The organism is Pseudomonas ovata (assembly GCF_003131185.1).
GTDB classification, from domain to species: Bacteria; Pseudomonadota; Gammaproteobacteria; order Pseudomonadales; family Pseudomonadaceae; genus Aquipseudomonas; species Aquipseudomonas ovata.
Genome location: NZ_QFFU01000003.1, coordinates 1 through 16,722, shown reverse-complemented (window position 1 = coordinate 16,722; position 16,722 = coordinate 1). Strand labels below are relative to the sequence as shown.

General features: G+C 59.6%; 10 protein-coding genes. 9 read left to right on the top strand and 1 reads right to left on the bottom strand.

Annotated features, from left to right (window positions below):
* Window positions 1-201 precede the first annotated feature (201 nt).
* From DGA31_RS05420 to DGA31_RS05380, 9 genes are all read left to right on the top strand, one after another.
* Complete coding sequence (locus DGA31_RS05420) at window positions 202-939, top strand: flagellar basal body rod protein FlgF (protein WP_056838657.1); 738 nt, start codon at window positions 202-204, stop codon at window positions 937-939.
* A gap of 49 nt (window positions 940-988) precedes the next feature.
* Complete coding sequence (gene flgG / locus DGA31_RS05415; RefSeq protein ID WP_056838660.1) at window positions 989-1,777, top strand: flagellar basal-body rod protein FlgG; 789 nt, start codon at window positions 989-991, stop codon at window positions 1,775-1,777.
* 71 nt (window positions 1,778-1,848) lie between these two features.
* Window positions 1,849-2,562: a flagellar basal body L-ring protein FlgH gene (gene flgH, locus DGA31_RS05410; protein WP_056838662.1), complete on the top strand. Its 714-nt coding sequence runs from the start codon at window positions 1,849-1,851 to the stop codon at window positions 2,560-2,562.
* Window positions 2,563-2,575: 13 nt separating this feature from the next.
* A complete protein-coding gene (locus tag DGA31_RS05405) occupies window positions 2,576-3,685 on the top strand; it encodes a flagellar basal body P-ring protein FlgI (protein WP_056838664.1) in 1,110 nt (369 codons plus the stop codon).
* Window positions 3,686-3,695: 10 nt separating this feature from the next.
* Window positions 3,696-4,979 (top strand): flagellar assembly peptidoglycan hydrolase FlgJ, encoded by a 1,284-nt coding sequence (flgJ, locus tag DGA31_RS05400; protein WP_056838666.1) that lies wholly within the window; start codon window positions 3,696-3,698, stop codon window positions 4,977-4,979.
* Window positions 4,980-4,990: 11 nt separating this feature from the next.
* Window positions 4,991-7,024 (top strand): flagellar hook-associated protein FlgK, encoded by a 2,034-nt coding sequence (gene flgK / locus DGA31_RS05395; protein ID WP_109511861.1) that lies wholly within the window; start codon window positions 4,991-4,993, stop codon window positions 7,022-7,024.
* A 13-nt stretch (window positions 7,025-7,037) separates the two neighbouring features.
* Window positions 7,038-8,627, top strand: a complete 1,590-nt coding sequence (locus tag DGA31_RS05390) for a flagellar hook-associated protein 3 (RefSeq protein WP_109511860.1) — start codon at window positions 7,038-7,040, stop codon at window positions 8,625-8,627.
* Window positions 8,628-8,707: 80 nt separating this feature from the next.
* On the top strand, window positions 8,708-12,286 hold the full coding sequence (locus DGA31_RS05385) for a glycosyltransferase (RefSeq protein ID WP_109511859.1): 3,579 nt from the start codon (window positions 8,708-8,710) through the stop codon (window positions 12,284-12,286).
* Window positions 12,287-12,304: 18 nt separating this feature from the next.
* Window positions 12,305-15,226 carry a TIGR00180 family glycosyltransferase gene (locus DGA31_RS05380; RefSeq protein ID WP_109511858.1) on the top strand — a complete coding sequence of 974 codons (2,922 nt, stop codon included), beginning with the start codon at window positions 12,305-12,307 and terminating at the stop codon, window positions 15,224-15,226.
* 89 nt (window positions 15,227-15,315) lie between these two features.
* Here the strand turns inward: DGA31_RS05380 and DGA31_RS05375 are convergent.
* On the bottom strand, window positions 15,316-16,722 hold a 1,407-nt coding region (locus DGA31_RS05375), incomplete at its 5' end, for a calcium-binding protein (RefSeq protein ID WP_161959153.1).

The following is a 16,722-nucleotide window of genomic DNA, read 5'->3' as shown; positions in this document are numbered from 1 at the left end:
GCGCCGTCCATGAAGTTTTTTTGGCGCCTGGCGGCAGTTCGTCGCCGCCTTGCCGCGCACCCCGTTACGGCCCGTCTCGGCAGGGCCCTGTCATTGCTGCCGATAGGCAACTTTGTATCGGCTTTGAAAAACTGGTCCGAAACTTGCTGGGTAATGGCATAACAGCTACAGGCGGCAAACGTCTGTCAGAGGAGGAAGACTGTGGACAAGTTGCTTTACGTGGCCATGACCGGTGCTTCGGAAAACGCCGTTGCGCAAAAGGCGCGTGCCAACAACCTGGCAAACGTGTCGACCAATGGCTTTCTGCGCGATTTCGAGCAGGCCCGGTCGATGCCGGTGTTTGGCGAGGCGCTGCCGTCGCGGGCGTACGCCTTGACCGAGCGTCCCGGCACCGACTTTTCCAGCGGCACCCTGATCGAGACCGGGCGCGACCTGGACATCTCGGTCAATGGCGATGGCTGGATTGCCGTGCAGACCGCTGATGGCGGTGAAGCCTATACCCGTACCTCCGGCATGAACATCGACGCGCTGGGTATCCTGCGCGACGGCAGCGGTTTGCCGGTCATGGGCAACGGCGGCCCGATTGCCGTGCCGCCCCAGCAGCAGATCGAAATCGGCTCCGACGGCACCATCAGCGTCCGCGCCCTGGGTGAGAGCCCGCAGGTGATGGCGCAGATCGACCGCATCAAGCTGGTCAACCCTGACCTTTCGACCATGGAAAAAGGCCCCGATGGCCTGATCCACACCAAGAGCGGCCAGGCCGCCCCGGTGGATGCCAACGTACGGGTCGAGTCCGGCTTTCTGCAGGCCAGCAACGTCAATGCGGTCGAGGAAATGACCTCGATCCTGGCCTTGTCCCGGCAGTTCGAATTGCACGTAAAAATGATGAAGACAGCAGAAGAAGACGATGCGGCAATGGCTCGCGTCTTGCAGATCTGACCCCCATTGACAGCCTGCGCCGACAAACCGGCGCTTGAGGAGAAACCCCATGCTTCCTGCTCTCTACGTCGCCAAGACCGGTCTGGCCGCTCAGGACACCAACCTGACGACCATCTCCAACAACCTGGCCAACGTCTCGACTACAGGCTTCAAACGCGACCGCGCCGAGTTCCAGGACTTGCTGTACCAGATCAAGCGTCAGCCAGGTGCCCAGTCGACCCAGGACAGCGAGTTGCCATCGGGCCTGCAACTGGGTACCGGTGTGCGCATCGTCGGCACCCAGAAAAGCTTCGTGGCCGGCAGCCTGCAGACCACCGAGAACCCGCTGGACCTGGCGGTCAACGGTCGCGGCTTTTTTCAGGTCATGCAGCCTGACGGCACCATCGCCTACACCCGCGATGGCACCTTTCACCTGGACAGCACGGGCCAGATCGTGACCTCCAACGGTTTTGCCCTGGAGCCTGCAGTGGTTGTGCCGCAAAACGCCCAGACCTTCACCGTGGGCCAGGACGGTACCGTCACCGTGACCCTGGCAGGCGCTACTGCCACGCCACAGGTGATCGGCAACATCCAGACCACCGACTTCATCAACCCGGCCGGCCTGCAGGCCATGGGTGGCAACCTGTTCCTGGAAACTGCTTCCAGCGGCGCGCCGCAAGTCGGCCAGCCTGGCCTGAACGGCCTGGGCCCGGTGTTGCAGAACACCCTGGAGAATTCCAACGTCAGCACGGTCGAGGAACTGGTCAACATGATCACCACCCAGCGTGCCTACGAAATGAACTCCAAGGTCATTTCCAGCGCCGACCAGATGATGCAGAACCTGGTGCAAACCCTTTAAGCCCTGATGGATCAGCTCAATCCGACACGGCGCCTGTCCGGCGCCGGCTTCACCGCGAGGTTTCAAGAGTCATGAAACGCTTCTCCGTTTCGCGTTTTCCAGTGCTGATCGCTCCGCTGTGCGCCGCTGCCCTGTTGACAGGTTGCGTAGCACCGGCGGCCAAGCCCGATGACCCTTATTACGCTCCGGTGCTGCCCCGCACGCCGATGTCGGCGGCGGCCAACAATGGCGCCATCTACCAGGCCGGCTTCGAGCAGAACCTGTACGGCGACCGCAAGGCTTTCCGGGTCGGTGACATCATCACCATCACCCTGTCCGAGCGCATGGCGGCCAGCAAGGCGGCCAGCTCCGACATGAACAAGAAAAGCAATACCAGCGTCGGCCTGACCTCACTGTTCGGCTCCGGCCTGACCACCAATAACCCGATCGGCAGCAATGACCTGAGCCTGAGCGCCGGCTACGAAGGCTCCCGTGCCAACGAAGGCGACAGCAAGGCGGCGCAGAGCAACAGCCTGACCGGTTCGGTTACCGTCACCGTCGCCGACGTGCTGCCCAACGGTATCCTTTCGGTGCGGGGTGAAAAGTGGATGACACTTAACACCGGCAATGAGCTGGTGCGGATTGCCGGCCTGATCCGTGCCGATGACATCGCCACCGACAACACCGTGTCGTCGACGCGGGTAGCGGACGCGCGCATCACCTATTCAGGTACTGGGGCCTTTGCCGATACCAGCCAGCCAGGCTGGTTCGACCGGTTCTTCCTCAGCCCGTTGTTCCCTTTCTGATCGCGGGATAGCCATGCGCACGCTCAATAAACTGATTACTGCCGTTTTGCTGATTTGCGCGCCTCTGGCTGCGCAGGCCGAACGCTTGAAAGACATTGCCAGCATCTCCGGCGTGCGGACCAACCAGTTGATCGGCTACGGCCTGGTGGTGGGTCTCAACGGCACCGGTGACCAGACCACCCAGACGCCGTTTACCTTGCAGACGTTCAACAACATGCTGGCGCAGTTCGGCATCAAGGTGCCGCCTGGTTCCGGTACTGTGCAGCTCAAGAACGTGGCCGCCGTGGCCATTTATGCCGACCTGCCGCCGTTTGCCAAGCCTGGTCAGCAAGTGGACATCACCGTGTCTTCGATCGGTAACTCCAAGAGCCTGCGCGGTGGCAGCCTGCTGATGACACCCCTCAAGGGTATCGACGGCAACGTCTATGCCGTGGCCCAGGGCAACCTGGTGGTCGGCGGCTTCGATGCCGAAGGCCGTGACGGCTCGAAGATCACCGTCAACGTTCCGTCATCTGGCCGTATTCCAGGGGGCGCAACCGTCGAGCGTTCGGTGCCGAGCGGTTTCAACCAGGGCAACTCGCTGACCTTGAACCTCAACCGTTCCGACTTCACCACCGCCAAGCGCGTGGTCGACAAGATTAACGACCTGCTGGGTCCGGGCGTTGCCCAGGCCCTGGACGGAGGTTCGGTGCGGGTGACCGCGCCGCTGGACCCGGGTCAGCGCGTCGACTACCTGTCGATCCTGGAAAACCTGGAAATCGACCCGGGCCAGACCGCTGCCAAAGTGATCATCAATTCGCGCACCGGCACGATCGTGATCGGCCAGAACGTCAAGGTCTCGCCGGCCGCCGTGACCCACGGCAGCCTGACCGTGACCATCACCGAAGACCCGATCGTCAGCCAGCCAGGCGCACTGTCCGGCGGCCAGACGGCGGTAGTGCCGCGCTCGCGCCTGAATGCACAGCAGGAAATGAAGCCGATGTTCAAGTTCGGCCCTGGCACCACGCTTGATGAGATCGTGCGTGCAGTCAACCAGGTAGGCGCCGCGCCCGGCGACCTGATGGCCATTCTTGAAGCCCTGAAACAGGCCGGCGCCTTGCAGGCCGACCTGATCGTGATCTGAGGAGGCGTCCATGGATATGCCCAAGAGCGCAGGGTCCGGTGTGGTTGATTCGGGTGCCTACACCGACGTCACCCGCCTGGCCTCGTTGAAAAATGGTGACAAGGACAGCCCGGAAAACCTCAGGAAGGTCGCCCGCGAGTTCGAATCGCTTTTTGTCAGCCAGATGCTCAAGGCCATGCGTTCGGCCAACGAAGTGCTGGCCAAGGACAATCCGATGAACACCGCGGCCACCCGCCAGTACCAGGACATGTACGACCAGCAACTGGCCGTGACCCTGTCGACCCGTGGCAACGGCATCGGCCTGCAGGACGTGCTGATGCGCCAGTTGTCCAAGGACAAGGGCGTGAATCACGCGCCGGCCACCCAGCTCGATCCTGCTGCCGCCACCAAGGCCACTGACGCCGCCGGTGAAAAAGCCCCGCGTCCAGGGCTGGCCTCGGGCATCTACCAGCAGCCGTTGTGGGCCAGTCGCTCGAATTCGGCTCAAGCCCTGGCGGCCACCGACGCGTCCGGTCATGCCCGCAACGACATGGCCATGCTCAATACACGGCGCCTGTCGCTGCCCGGCAAGCTCACCGACCGCCTGCTGGCCGGCATCGTGCCGTCGGCGGCCACCGCCCAGGATCAGGCCAATCATCGCATCAACGTGCCCGGTGCCACCGGCGCTGGCAATCACAAGGAACTGGTGGCCCGCGGCAATGGCGACTGGACCCTGGACCCCAGCCTGGCAGCGCCGGCGATCGAGTCGACCCGTACCGTGGCCCAGCCACCGCTGGCCCCGGCCAAGCGGGCGTTCAGCAATGCCGACCAGTTCGTCGAGACCATGCTGCCGCTGGCCAAGGAAGCCGCCGCTCGCATTGGCGTCGACCCGGTCATGCTGGTGGCCCAGGCGGCGCTGGAAACCGGCTGGGGCAAATCGATCATGCGCCAGGGCGATGGCAGCAGCAGCCACAACCTGTTCGGCATCAAGGCCATGGGTAAATGGCAGGGCGCCGAGGCGCGCGCCATCACCAGCGAGTTCCGTGAAGGCAAGATGGTCAAGGAAACGGCGAACTTCCGCGCCTACGACTCCTTCGCCGACAGCTTCCATGACCTGGTCAGCCTGTTGCAGAACAACAGTCGCTATAAAGAAGTGATCAACTCGGCCGATAAACCGGAACAGTTTGTAAAAGAGCTGCAAAAGGCCGGGTATGCCACGGACCCGGACTACGCCAGCAAGATTACCCAGATTGCTAAGCAGATGAAGAGTTACCAGAACTACGCCGCCGTGACGGGCTCTTCCACGACTTTATAAAGGCTTGAACCATGTCGCTGATTTCTATTGGGCTCTCAGGGCTGAATGCCAGTACTGCCGCGATCAACACCATCGGCAATAACACCGCCAACATCGACACCGATGGCTATTCACGCCAGCAAGTGCGAACGACCGCAGCGGTGCAGATCAGCGTCGGTGTAGGCATCGGTTATGTCGGCACCGGCACCACGTTGCAGGATGTGCGTCGCATCTACAACGGCTACCTGGAAACCCAATTGCACAACAGCACGGCGCTGACGGCCGATGCCGCCGCCTATTCCAGCCAGGCCAGCCGTACCGACACCTTGCTGTCCGACAGCACCACGGGTGTGACGGCGCAGCTGTCGTCGTTCTTCACCAAGCTGCAAACCATGTCGGGCAACGCCACCCAGTCGGCCGAGCGCACCGCGTTCCTGACCCAGGCGTCGTCGCTGGCCGCGCGCATGAACTCCATCGCCGGGCAGTTGAGCACCCAGAACGACAACCTCAATATCCAGCTCAGCAGCTACACCGACGGCGTCAATGAGTTGACGACGACCATTGCCAGCCTCAACAAGCAGATCGCCCAGGCTTCCGGCGGCAACACCTCGCCCAACAGCTTGCTCGACTCGCGCAATGAAGCAGTGCGCAAACTCAATGAGCTGGTCGGCGTCAAGGTCATCGAAAACGACGGCGGCTACGACGTGTACACCGGCACCGGCCAGTCGCTGGTGGTGGGCGGCTCGTCTTTCAAGATGAGCGCAGTGCCCGGCGCCAACGACCCTTCGCAGTACACCGTGCAGGTCACCTACGGCAACAGCGCGACCGACGTCTCTACTGTGGTCACCGGTGGTTCCATCGGTGGCCTGCTGCGCTATCGCGCCGACGTGCTGCAACCGGCGGGCAACGAACTGGGCCGTATCGGCCTGGTGCTGGCCGATCAGGTCAACACCCAACTGGCCCAGGGCATCGACCTCAAGGGCAATTTCGGCAGCGCGCTGTTCAGTGACATCAACTCGACGGCCGCCATCGGCCAGCGCAGCCTTGGCCAGACGGGCAACAGCCCAGGCTCGGGCAACCTGAATGTCACCATCAAGGACACCAGTGTCCTGTCGACCAGCGACTACGAAGTCACCTTTACCAGCGGCAGCGCCTACACCGTGCGTCGCCTGCCCAATGGTGAAAGCGTGGGCACCGGCAACCTGACCGACAACCCGGCGCCAACCTTCGAGGGCTTCTCCCTGTCGTTGCAGGGTGGCGGCATGGCCGCCGGCGACACCTTCAAGGTGACCCCGACCCGTAACGGCGCCTCCGGTATCTCGGTGGTCATGACCGACCCGCAGGACATTGCCGCCGCCGCGCCCCTGACCGCCGCTGCCGGCGTCAGCAACAGCGGCACCGGTGGCTTTACCCAGCCGGTCCTGACCACGACCCCGAACATCTACAACGCCACGGAACTGAACAACCTGCAGAGCGGCATCAAGGACGCCACGCCGATGCGCCTGGTCATGGGCGACGTCAATGGCGGCGTACAGGGCTACAGCCTGGTCAACGCCCAAGGCGTGGCCGTGAGGGACCCAAGTGGCAACGCCATCACCGGTACCGTGATCCAGGGCCAGACCAACACGCTGAAATTCAACGTAGGGACGGGAGCGAGTTCGTTCGGGTTCGAAATGAGCCTGTCGGGCACCTCCAACCCCAAGGACACCTTCAGCATCAGCCTGACCGGTGCCGGCTCCTCGGACAACCGCAACGCCGCAGCCGTCATGGGCCTGCAGACCGAGCGCACCGTGGGCGTGGCCAATGGCAGCGTCGGCGTGAGCATGACCCAGTCCTACGCCAGTATCGTGTCCAGCGTCGGCACCTATGCCAGCCAGGGCAAAAGCGATGTGACCGCCACCGAAGCAGTGCTGGCCCAGTCCAAATCGGCGCGCGACTCGGTGTCCGGCGTCTCGCTGGACGAAGAAGCCGCCAGCCTGATCAAGTATCAGCAGTACTACACGGCCTCGTCGCAAATCATCAAGGCGGCGCAGACCATGTTCAGCACGCTGATCAACAGTCTTTAAGGAGTCGTAGACCATGCGCATTTCCACCGGCCAGATTTACGAGACCTCGGCAGCCAATTACCAGCGTAACTACGCCAAGTACGTCAAGACCGGCGAAGAAGTCAGCAGCGAAACCAAGCTCAACACCGCCAGTGATAACCCGGTAGGTGCGGCGCGTGTGCTGCAGCTGGCTCAGCAGAATGCGATGCTTGAGCAGTACGCCAATAACATCACCATCGTGAACAACAACACGGCCAATACCGAAACGGCGATGACGAGCATCATCACCGCGCTGCAACGTGCCAGCGAACTGGTGATCAGCTCCGGTAACGGTGGTCAGACTGACTCTGACCGTTTGGCCAACTCCCAGGAGCTGGTGCAGTTGCAGAGCCAGATCATGGGCCTGATGAACAGCCAGGATGCCAACGGTCGTTATCTGTTTTCCGGTTCCGATTCGGCGCAGCCGCCGTACATTCGTAACTCCGATGGCACTTACAGCTATCAGGGCGACCAGAACGGCGTCTCGCTGGAAGTGGGTGATGGCCTGGTACTTAACAGCATCACCACAGGCTGGGAAGCGTTCGAGCAGGCGGTCAACACGACGCGCACCTCTGCAACCCTGACCCGTCCGGCTGTTGATGATGGCAAGATCAACCTGTCCAGTGGCAGCGTGTCGTCCACCAGCACCTACAATGCCAGCTATGTCGCGGGCCAGCCGTATACCCTGTCATTCGTTGATGGTCCGCAGATGCTGATCACTGATAACGCGGGTAACGATGTCACGGCCGATGCCTCCACGGCCGGCAAGTTTGATTACGCCAGCTCAGCCAGCCAGGGTTTTATCTTCCGTGGCGTGGACATGACCCTGAACGTCAACCTGTCGGCGACTGAGCGGGCCAGTGCCGACGCGGCCGAAACGGCGTTGCAGAACCGTACCTACCAACTGACCTCTACACCCAGCAGCATCAGTGCGACACGCAGTCCCGGCAACACCTCGTCTGCAACCATTACCCAGGCAGCAGTGGGGACTACGGCAGCCGAGCAAGCCCTGTACAACAACGCCTTTCCTACCGGTGGCGCGATTCTCAAGTTCACCAACAGTGGTTATGAGCTGTATGCCTCGCCGGTCAGCAATAGCAACCCGCCCGTGGCCACCGGCAGTGGTTTTGGTCCGCAGATCAATGCCGCCGGCGCCAGGTTCACTGTCAGTGGTACGCCGCAGCAAGGCGACCAGTTCATCATCGAGTCCGGCACGCACCAGACCAAAAACATTCTCAACACCCTGACGGACATCATTACCGCCCTCGATACCAAGGTCGACAATGACGGGGTGGGCCTGCAAAAGCTGCAGGCTTCGCTCAGCTCGGCACTGGGTAACCTGGCCAGTGGCAGGGAGCAACTGGCGACTGCGATTTCGGCCAGTGGTGCACGGCAAAAGGCGGCGATTGATCAAGGGGTGACCAACGACATGATCAAGGGCAACAACGTCACCGAGTCAGAGACCTTTACCAAGTCTGACGGCGTTGAAGCCGCGACCCGTTTGACCTTGCAGCAAAACATGCTGCAAGCGTCCCAGCAGGTCTTTATCCAGGCCTCCAAGCTGAACCTGTTCAGCCAGATCTGATGCCTTGCAATCAGACGCTTCAGCCTTTTTTGGTAGCAAGGGAGTCGCTTGCTGACTCCCGTAGCCCATGAGTCCGCACTGTGAATTCAGCTCCTCTCGTCAGTCTTGTTATCCCCGCTTTTAATCCCCGCTTCTTTCGGGCCGCCTTGCAAAGCGCGCTTGATCAGTCTTACGAGCCTTTGGAGATCATCGTATGCGATGACTGCCAGACCGGCGAGATCAAGACCGTTTTCGATGAGCTTGTCCAGGCTGGCAGCCCGCGTGCGCGCTATGTCGCCAATCCGCAACGATTGGGCTTTCAGGGCAACCTGCTCAAGTGCCTTGAAGAGGCGGGTGGGGAGTACATCAAGTTTTTGTGTGACGACGATCAGCTTTTGCCGTTTTGCATTGCCAGGCAGGCTCAGGCGCTGAGTCAGAACCTTGATGTCGGGTTGGTCATTTCACGCCGAAACTTCATTGATGCCAATGACTATGTCCTGCCAGGGCGAATGGAGAATGCAGGCCTGGTGCCCTATGACGCGCTTTTCAATGGCGTGGACATGCTGGGTGAGTTCGACAAGCTGTTGAGCAATGACCTGGGCGGTTTCAGCGCCGCCCTGATGCGCAGGGACAATGTGTTGGAGTATCTCCCTGCATTGATTCAGGACGGTCACGGATTCATGGCTCTTCTGGATTTTGCCCTGTTCATCTGCCTGTTGCGGCGTACCCACCTTGTTGCGCTGCACACGGTCGCTGCGACAGAACGGTTGCATCCGGACCGATTGAGCAGCAGCGCAAAAGCCACCAGTGCCGCTCAGGTTGAGAAGGGGTGGTTGCGGCAGATGCTCGACGTGCGCGAGGAAAAAGTAGAGTCATTGCTTGGTTGGGCCCGGTTCGTACCCTTGCACAAGGCCCAGGTTGAACCGCGTGAATGGGACGAGGTAGGCCTTTATGCGTTGGCCGCCACGCGTCAGGGCATCATGCGCAACAGGGTGGGCTCTTACGCCAACAGCTATGCCGAACTGTATGCGCAATGGCTGGCTTGTCGAACGTACACGCCTGCACAAAAAAAACTATTACCGCAGCGTATTGCTTCGTGGCATACCCGTCCTCGAATCGTGCCCATCGTCATGGACTTTTCCGGCGATCCGGACTTCTTGGAAATCACCCTCGCCAGTCTTGACAAGCAAGACTATGCACCCGAGTCCATCGTCGTACTGGGGCGTGAAACCGTGCCGATGCAGCCTCAGGTTTTGCACATTCCCTTGCAGGCCAACTGGGTTCAGCAACTTAACGACGTGCTGGCCATGCTCGAGCACGCGGACTGGGTCTATCTGGTACATGCCGGTGACCGTCTGATTGAGCCTGCGCTGCTGATCTTGGCTGAGCGAGTGGCTCAAATGCAGGGCCTCACATGCGTTTACAGCGATGAGGGTGCCTTGCATGAAGACGAGTCCAGGGATCCGGTATTCAAGCCAGACTTCAATCTGGACCTGATGCGAAGCTACCCTTATGTCGGGCGGGTCTTGGCGTTCAAGCGTCGCGGTGTGCTCGATCTTGGCGGTTTCGATGCAGCATACGGCGAATTGGCGCCGCATGATGTGATCTGGCGCATCGTGGAAAGTGCAGGCCCGCAGGCGGTCGAGCATATTGCCGAGGTCCTGGTCGAATCAAGTCTGGCGTTCGCTGACTGGCTGTCATTACCTGCCGTCATTCAGGCCAGTGAGCCACTGACGGCCGGTCATCTGCAGCGTATGGGTGTCCCGCACGTTATTCATCACGATGACGGACTGTTGCTCAACAGGGTTCAGTACCAGCACGGCACCCAGCCGCTGGTGACGATCGTCATCATCGTTCGTGATCACCTTAATGCCCTTGAGCGCTGCCTGGACAGCCTGCTCAGCAAGACGACCTATCCTCGTTACGAAGTGTTGATCGTCAATCATGGCAGCCAGGGTGAGCAGACGCTTGCCTGGCTTGCCGCCATGGGCGCGATGAACTCTGACAAGCTGCGCATCGTCAGTACAGTTGATGGTGATAACGAGGCCGGAGCCTGGAACCTGGCCACACAAAAGGCTCGAGGCGACTATGTGCTGTTTCTGAGTGTGCATACCCGCGTCAGCCAGGACAGCTGGATTCAAGGCCTGCTCAATCATGCGCAGCGCCCCGAGGTGGGCGTAGTGGGGCCGATGATACTCGATTCGCAAGATAGAATTGAGTACGCCGGCAGGGTGCTGGGAATGGAAGGGGTTGCGGGCAGACCGTCGTTACATGCCTCTCCAGACTCCGAGGGTTACATGCAGCGGCTCAAGGCGGCCCAGAACTGGACCGTGTTGAGTGGCCATTGCATGATGGTTCGCAAGGACGTTCTGGACACGCTGGGGCCGCAGGATGAAACGACCTTCACACAGGGGCTCAACGACCTTGATGTGTGCTTGCGTGCGGGCCAGCAAGGGTATCTGGCGGTCTGGGACCCGGCCACGCGGATTGTGCTGGACGAGGCAGCAGGCCCTGTACGAACGCCTGAGCGTCAAGCGCAGGTCCTCAATGCGCAAAAGGCGCTGTGCCTTAAGTGGCTACCTAAATTTGCCCGGGATCCGGCTTACAACCCCAACCTGATGCAGACCGAAGCACATTCCTATGACCTTAAACCAGGTCTGCGTACCGGCTGGAATCCGTTCTGTACCCAGCACTTGCCTTCGATTCTGGGAATGACGGTGAACTCCGGTGCCGTCGGCCACTATCGGCTCACCCAGCCGCTGATCGAGCTGGAGACGGCCGGGCGCATCCTTGGGAAGTTGACTTATGAAACACCCACAATCGCCGAGGTGGAGCAGCAGCGACCTGATGTCATCGTGATCCAGGGGCGTTACAGTGAAAGCAGGCTGCATGAGATCGAGCAGGTGAAGGTATTTTCCAATGCCCTGCGCATCTTTGAGCTCGATGATTACATTGTCGATGTACCGGAAAAGAACGAGCACCGCCGCAGCATGCCGGAAAACATGGAAAGCGTGTTGCGCCGAGGCATTGGCATGTGTGACCGGCTGGTGGTGTCGACCCAGCCCCTCGCCGATGCCTTGTCACGGATGCACAACGATATACGGGTAGTGCCAAACATGCTGGCCCCGCATCTTTGGAACAACCTCAAGAGTGTGCGTCGTGCCTCGGGCAAACCCAGAATCGGCTGGGGCGGAGGAACCAGCCATCGTGGTGACCTAGAGCTGATTGTCGATGTCATTCGTGAGCTGGCCGATGAAGTCGAATGGGTGTTCTTTGGCATGTGCCCGGAACTGTTGCGGCCCTACATCCACGAGTTTCATAGCGCGGTCAGTCTGGATAACTATCCTGCCAAGCTCGCCAGCCTGAATCTCGATCTGGCGTTGGCCCCTCTGGAACTTCATATTTTCAATGATTGCAAAAGCAACCTGCGACTGCTGGAGTATGGGGCCTGTGGTTACCCGGTCGTCTGTTCCGACACGCAAGCGTATCGTGGGCATTTGCCGGCAACCCGTGTGTTGACTAACAGTGCACGTGAGTGGCTTGACGCAATCCGCATGCACTTGTCCGATCCGGCTGCCAGTTACCGGATGGGCGATGAGCTGCGCCAGACCGTGCTACGCGACTTCATGCTGCGCGGCGAGAATCTGCAGTATTGGGCCAGCGGTTGGTTGCCCGATTAATAGGCGATAGGACGAATTATGTTTAGCGATAATGGCAATGCAGTTGCATCTCTGGACCCACGCCTGACCTTGGTACTGATTGCCAAAGAGCAACCGGATTTTCTGCGCCGCGCACTGGCTTGGTATTGCGATCTGCCTGTGGTCATCAAGGTGTGCGATGCCTCTATGAACGCTGATAATGAAATAGCGGCGCTGGGTCATGTCGAGTATTGCCATCACCCCGCACTGCGACAGGCCAGCCTGGCTGCACGTGTCAACGAAGGATTGCGTGCCGTGGCAACGCCCTACGCAGTGTGGGTCGATGTCGAAAGCCTTTTGCTGCCGCAAGCGCTGAGTGAGGCCGTACAGTTTCTTGACGGTCATCCTGATTACAACGCCGCCCAGGGTTACAGCCTGACCTACGAAGCCCATCTGGGACGGGTCGACTATTATCTTCGTGACCACAAGGTGCTCGACGATCACGATGCTGAAGGCCGGGTTGAGCGGCTCGAGCGTTTCATGGAGCAAAGCGTACCGTTGCTCCATGCTGTGACCCGTACGCCCGTACTTCAAGCCTGGTACAACGCAATGCCGGTCGATGGCAGTGATCTGATGCTGGACATTGGCCAGACTTTGTACCTGATCAATGCTGCGCGGGTGCGCGTTCTGCCCATGCCTTACGCCCTGCACCTGACGCCTCCTGACGTGCTGGCCCGGGATACGGCAGCGTTGCAGGATATTGTGCTGCACAACGATCCGACTGCGCGGTCGAAACGTGATGCCTGGGTTGCGCACGTAAGCGCAGTGTTGGTCGACAAGCCTGACATTGATGCAGACTCGCTTCATGAAGGGCTTCGGGTGTTGGCTGAAAGCCTCAAAACACGCCCGCGTCAAAGCCGGGTAAAAATTGTCAGCTCCGTCTGGAACCTGGCCTTGGAAGTGGGAGAGCCGAATTTCGAGCCTCGACAATTTCTGGAAATGCCCTTTTATACGCAGGATTTCTTTGACGAACTGGTCCGTCTCGAGTTTCTGATTCATGCCTTGCCAGCGGGCGATGGACAAATCAAAGAACTGGAGGCCGCTTTGCTTCGGCAAGTCGAACTGGCAGGCTTGCAGAACAATCCGGATGCTGAATCCTTACTCAACAGGCTGTGGCAAGCCTACGCCACCTATCCCTTCAATGCGGATATTGTGCGCACGCTGGTCCATGAACTGAAAACCCAGCCGCGTGACCCATCGTCCACTGAAGAAGACCTTGTGGAGCAGATCGAGCAACTGTCCGCCTGGGATGAGCGACTGCGAGCGGTCAGTTTCCATGACAATGGTTCCTTGCTTGATCAGTTGCCTTCGGGGCGTGTGCTTGAATGGCTGAAATCGCGGACCCCTGAAGCGGCCAGCCTGCAACAACTGTTGGCGCGCCAAGGCACTCGGCCAGAAGGTTCGCAAATCGGTATTTTGCTGCTGGACCTTGAGGGCGACATCTTCAAGCTACAGGCCACCTTCGACAGCCTGATCAATGGCCACTATCGCAACTTCAAGGTTATCGTATTCACCAGCAGCGAATTGCCAGCGGCCACCACCTTGCAGCACACCTTGCACTTCGTGAAAGTGAGCAGTAGCAACTACATCGACCGCATAAACCAGACCGTCAAGCAGGCGACCAGTGACTGGTTGATGCTGGCAATGGCAGGCGAGCAATTTACGGCATCCGGCCTACTGCTGGCCGCTGACGAATTGACCGGCGCTGATCAGTGCCGTGCGGTCGCAGTCGATGCCATTCACCGTCAGGCCGATGGCACACTCAAGCCCGCGCTGTTCCCGGACTTCAACCTCGACTTGCTGTTGGGGCTGCCAGGGTATGTAGCACGTCATTGGTTGATCAGGCGTACCGCACTCATCGAGGCTGGTGGGTATTCACGCGATTTTCCAGCGGCCCTGGAATTTGATCTCTTGCTGCGCCTGATCGAGCAGGGTGGCATGGCCGGGTTGGCTCATCTGAGCGAGCCGGTAATGATCTGTCAGGCCCCGGAGCTGGCGGTTAATGATGACGAGCAAAAAGCCATGACCCGTCACCTGAGAACGCGTGGTTATCAGGCCGAGGTCATTGCGGTGCCTTCAGGCGGGTGGAAAATCGACTACCGCCATGCTCACCGCCCTGTCGTTTCGATTCTTGTCCATAGCCAGGATAACCTCGCGGACCTGCAGTTCTGCCTCCACAATCTTCTGCAACGCACGCGTTACCCTCGTTACGAAGTGTTGATTGGTGATAACAACAGCAGCGACCCGACGCTTATGGCCTGGTTGGATCAGCAAGAACAAGTGTCCAGCCGGATTCGTGTATTTCGCGCCGATCAGTCAATGAGCGCTGTGGCCATGTATAACCAGCTTTGCCAACAGGCCGAAGGTGAATATCTAGTCTTGTTGGATGCTCAAAGCGGAATTGTCAATGTTGGCTGGATCGAGTCGATGCTCAACCAGGCCCAGCGTCCCGAGGTTGGCATAGTGGGTGCCAAGCTGGTGGATCGAGAAGGCAGTGTGACGCAAGCGGGCTTGATTCTTGGCTTCGATGGCAGTGTCGGCTCCGCTTTCGTAGGCGAGCCCATGCAGTCAGAAGGCTACATGCAGCGGCTGACGGTGGAGCAGAATTACTCGGCCGTTTCCATGAGCTGCCTGATGATCGAAAAAGCGCTGTTCGAGGGACTTGGAGGATTGGACGAGGGCGACTTTGCCGAGGCTTTCGCCGATGTGGACCTCTGTCTGAAGGCAGGACAAGCCGGCTACCTGACAGTGTGGACGCCTCAGGTCCAGGTTGTGCATCCAGGCACTGTAGTGCAATCGGCTGATGCACTTGAAGCGCTGCGCAGCAAGTGGCCGGCGGCGTTCGAGCATGACACGGCCTATAACCGACACCTCTCCCTCAAGGGGAGTGGTTTTACCCTGGGTGACAGTTCCCAAGGCTGATGCTGTCTGGCGTCAATGCCAGCAGAAAGGGGATGTATCCGTAATGGATACATCCCCTTGGCTGATGATTCAGCGGTGTGCAACGTCAATCAGCCGAACAGATAAGCGATCTCACTGTTAATGCCTGTCAACATGACGAGCTGTCCATCGGCTGTCTGTAACTCTTCGATGGTGTTGTAACCGTTAAACCAGTCCTTGAGGCGTACACCGTCTTGCGGCGTTTCGCCCGCAGCAAAACCTGATCGGTGGAAGTAAAGGTCGTTGTCAGCCTTGGTGATCATGAGTTCACTGTAGCTGATGTACGACAGGATTAATGTGTCGCCGTTACTGGTGCCGTCATCCTGAATCGTCATCAGCTTCGCCGTATCGGCGGTATACATATCATTGCCTTGACCCCCATTGGCCAAACCGCTGCCCTTCAGTACCAGCCTGTCATCACCGGCGCCGCCCAGCAGTGAAAAGTCCAGGCCCGTGCCGGTCAGCAGGTCGTTGCCTTCGCCGCCATCGGCCGTGCCACTGGCCACAGTGATGACGTCACCGCCGGCTTCACCGTAAACCTTGCTACCCCGATCATCGGCAGCGGTGACAATGGTGTCGTTACCATTGCCGCCGTATATCACATCAGCCTGTGGTCCGTTATTCACGCCCGCCAGTGTGAAGGGACCAATCTGCGACGTCAGCCCGCCATAAAGGTAATCGTTGCCATCGCCGCCCCTGATGACATCGTTGCCCAGTCCCCCTTCAAGATAGTTGGTGGCAGCGTCGCCGGTCAGGGTGTCGTTGAAGTGACTGCCTACCACACGCTCGATATTGGTCAGCACATCACCTGCGGCATCGCCACCGGTATTGACCTGGGTTTGCAGGTTGACGGTGACCCCGGCAGTACTGGTGATATACCAGGCGCTGTCCAGGCCTTCGCGGCCATCAATGCTATCGGCCCCGGCACCCCCCACGAAAATGTCTACCAGACGCGAACCTGATAGCGTGTCGTTGAAGTTGCTGCCCTGGAAAATTTCAATGGCGGTGTAAGTGTCACCTGCGGCATCACCCGCGTTGGCACCGGTGTTCAGGTCGATGGTCACCGCACTGTTGGATTTTACATAGGTCACCAGGTCCGTGCCGCTTGCACCTTCCAGCCCCATGGGCGAACTGGCGGCATAGAAAATATCGTTGAAATTCGACCCGCCGATCGCTTCGATACTGGTGTAGGTATCACCGCTTGCAATGCCGGAATGCATGCCGGTTTTCAGGTCGATGGTCATGGCCACTTTGCTGTCGAGGTAGCCTACGGTGTCATAGCCGTCCCCGCCGATGAACTGGTCGGCACCGGCACCGCCGTACAGGGTGTCATTGCCCGAGTCGCCGGTGATGATGTTATTGCTGGCGTTGCCGTAGCCCTTGAAGGCGCTGCTGCCGACAAAGGTCAGGCGCTCGATGTTGTCAGCCAGAAGCGTGGCGCTGGCATGAGGTACCGAAACGCGTACTTCGTCGTTGCC